The sequence below is a fragment of the Streptomyces kebangsaanensis genome, from assembly GCF_001906585.1.
GTDB classification, from domain to species: Bacteria; Actinomycetota; Actinomycetes; order Streptomycetales; family Streptomycetaceae; genus Streptomyces; species Streptomyces kebangsaanensis.
In genome coordinates this window covers 7,349-10,299 of record NZ_JUJA01000093.1, presented here as the reverse complement: position 1 = coordinate 10,299, position 2,951 = coordinate 7,349, and the positions used below count along the sequence as shown (strand labels likewise).

The following is a 2,951-nucleotide window of genomic DNA, read 5'->3' as shown; positions in this document are numbered from 1 at the left end:
CTCCATCCGCTCGGCGATCTTCATGGCCTCCTCGATCAGGGTCTCCACGATCTTCGACTCCGGGACGGTCTTGATGACCTCGCCCTTGACGAAGATCTGCCCCTTGCCGTTGCCGGAGGCGACCCCGAGGTCGGCCTCCCGCGCCTCCCCCGGACCGTTGACGACACAGCCCATCACCGCCACCCGCAGCGGCACGTCCATGCCGGTCAGACCGGCCGTGACCTCGTCGGCCAGCTTGTAGACGTCGACCTGGGCACGGCCGCAGGACGGACAGGAGACGATCTCCAGGCCGCGCTGCCGCAGGTTCAGCGACTCCAGGATCTGGATGCCGACCTTGATCTCCTCCACCGGCGGCGCCGACAGCGACACCCGGATGGTGTCGCCGATGCCCTGGGAGAGCAGCGCACCGAAGGCGACGGCCGACTTGATGGTGCCCTGGAAGGCCGGACCGGCCTCGGTGACCCCCAGGTGCAGCGGGTAGTCGCAGCTCGCGGCGAGCTGCCGGTAGGCCTCGACCATCACCACCGGGTCGTTGTGCTTGACGGAGATCTTGATGTCCCGGAAGTCGTGCTCCTCGAACAGCGACGCCTCCCACAGCGCCGACTCCACCAGCGCCTCCGGGGTGGCCCTGCCGTACTTCTGCAGCAGCCGCCGGTCCAGCGACCCGGCGTTGACCCCGATCCGGATCGGCGTGCCATGGTCGTTCGCCGCCTTGGCGATCTCCCTGACCTTGTCGTCGAACTGCTTGATGTTGCCCGGGTTGACCCGGACGGCCGCACAGCCCGCCTCGATCGCGGCGAACACGTACTTGGGCTGGAAGTGGATGTCCGCGATCACCGGGATCTGCGACTTGCGCGCGATGACCGCCAGCGCGTCCGCGTCGTCCTGCGTGGGACAGGCCACCCGCACGATCTGACAGCCCGACGCCGTCAACTCGGCGATCTGCTGCAACGTGGCACCGATGTCCGACGTACGGGTCGTCGTCATCGACTGCACCGACACCGGCGCGTCCCCGCCCACCGCCACGGACCCGACCTGGATCTGCCGGCTCTTGCGGCGCTCGGCGACCGGCCGGGCCGGTACCTCGGGGACGCCCAAGGGAATGGCGGTCACGGTGTCAGTCCCGGTTTCCGGAGACGGTCTCGCGCATCGCGCGCAGGGACTCCTTCAGCGACCCCATGGTGGCGAGCACGGCGGTGGGCTCGTAGCCGCAGTGCGCCATGCAGTTGGCGCAGCGCGGGTCCTTGCCGCGGCCGTACTTGTCCCAGTCGGTCTCCTCGACGAGTTCCCGGTAGGTCGGGACGTATCCGTCGCTCATCAGGTAGCAGGGGCGCTGCCAGCCGAAGAGCGAGTAGTTGGGGATCGCCCAGGCGGTGCACGGGAAGTCGACCTTGCCCTCGAGGAAGTCGAGGAACAGCGGCGAGTGGTTGAGCCGCCAGCGGCGCCGGTTGCCGCCCGCGAAGGCCTTCCTGAACAGCTCGCGGGTCTGCTCCACACCGAGGAAGTGCTCCTGGTCGGGGGCCTTCTCGTAGGCGTAGGCGGGCGAGATCATCATCTCGTCGACCTTGAGGTCGTCGTTGAGGTAGTTGAGGACGTCGACGACGGTCTGCGGGGTGTCGGTGTTGAAGAAGGTGGAGTTGGTGGTCACCCGGAAGCCGCGCCGCTTGGCCTCCTTGATGGCCGCGACCGCCTCGTCGAACACGCCTTCCTTGGCGACCGACTCGTCGTGCCGCTCGCGCAGTCCGTCGATGTGCACGGCGAAGGCGAAGTAGGGCGAGGGCTTGAACTGGTCCATCTTCTTGCGCAGCAGCATCGCGTTGGTGCACAGGAAGACGTACTTCCGCCTGGCCACCAGCTGCCGTACGATCTCGCCGATCTGGGGGTGCATCAGGGGCTCGCCGCCCGCGATGGACACCATCGGCGCACCCGACTCCAGCACCGCTCCCACGGCCTGCGCGACGGGCATGCGCTGCTTGAGTACTCCGGCCGGGTGCTGGATCTTGCCGCAGCCCTCGCAGGCGAGGTTGCAGGCGAAGAGCGGTTCGAGCTCCACGATCAGCGGAAACTTGTCCCGCCTGCGCAGTTTCTGTTCGGCCAAGTATGTAGCGACCTTGATGGACTGGCGCAGCGGCATGGCCATCTGGCTCACCTCCTGGGGAGCAGAACATTACGGTGCCATTCGAAGAAAGTCGGCAGGACGGACCGAAGGACGCGGAAAGCCGATATTCCACCGCGGACCGTGCCGATACGGACGAGCTCATGCTCTGGAGCGTCCACGACCACCCGCACGGCCGCAACCGGGCGCGCGCCCGTGCGCACGGCGCTCAGGAGCGTGGCCGCCGACTCCATGTCCACGGCGATCGCGCCGGTCGCGCGCAGCTCGGCCCGCTCGGGTCCGCGCACGACGTGGTCGGAGCCGGTGAGGGGCCCGGTGTGGACGGTGCGCCCGGGCAGGGTGCGCGCGAGCTCCTTGACGAGCAGTTCGGTGCCGGCGCACGGCACGGTGCCGCGCGGGTCCCGGGTCTCCTCGGCGACGACGAGGTCGCCGGGGTGCATGCCCGGGGCCAGTCCCGCGCAGAAGCCCGTGGCCAGCACCGCGGCCCGCGCCAGCGGCGGGTCGGCCAGCACCCGGGCGACGGACCGTTCCGCCGCCCGTGGCCCCATCCCCGTCCGCAGCACGGCCACCGGTCCGCCCGCGCCGCCGCGCTCGCTCATGCGCAGGGCGAGGTGTTCGATGCCGAGCGCGCAGGCGATCAGCAGCGGGGCCGGGCCGGGCCGGGTGCTCATCAGCTTCCCTTGGCCTCGGCGCGGGGACGGTCCCCGCGGACCTTGTCGGCGAAGAGCTCACCGTGGACGTACCGGCCGAGCGCGGTGAGCGGGAAGACCTGCCGGTAGAGGTGGTAGTTGATGGAGAAGTCCCAGGGGAAGCCGGTGCCGGTGAAGTACGGCTC

The 2,951-nt window shown here is 69.5% G+C and carries 4 protein-coding genes; all 4 read right to left on the bottom strand.

The genetic code is table 11. The features are described 5' to 3' along the window. A partial coding sequence (gene ispG, locus RH94_RS13885) for a flavodoxin-dependent (E)-4-hydroxy-3-methylbut-2-enyl-diphosphate synthase (protein ID WP_073947917.1) occupies positions 1 to 1,113 on the bottom strand: 1,113 nt, incomplete at its 3' end. 4 nt (positions 1,114 to 1,117) lie between these two features. Further along, positions 1,118 to 2,140: an adenosyl-hopene transferase HpnH gene (gene hpnH, locus RH94_RS13880; protein WP_073947916.1), complete on the bottom strand. Its 1,023-nt coding sequence runs from the start codon at positions 2,138 to 2,140 to the stop codon at positions 1,118 to 1,120. Positions 2,141 to 2,145: 5 nt separating this feature from the next. Beyond that, positions 2,146 to 2,787, bottom strand: coding sequence for a phosphorylase family protein (locus tag RH94_RS13875; protein WP_073947915.1), 642 nt, complete (start codon positions 2,785 to 2,787; stop codon positions 2,146 to 2,148). Next, the coding region (locus tag RH94_RS43310) for a hypothetical protein (RefSeq protein ID WP_234425755.1) at positions 2,787 to 2,951 on the bottom strand (165 nt) is incomplete at its 5' end. The genes RH94_RS13875 and RH94_RS43310, both read right to left, overlap by 1 nt.

Excerpts from the sequence above, each read along its gene's own strand:
- hpnH (WP_073947916.1), bottom strand. The coding sequence starts at position 2,140 with ATGGCCATGCCGCTGCGCCAGTCCATCAAGGTCGCTACATACTTGGCC.
- RH94_RS13875 (WP_073947915.1), bottom strand. The coding sequence starts at position 2,787 with ATGAGCACCCGGCCCGGCCCGGCCCCGCTGCTGATCGCCTGCGCGCTC.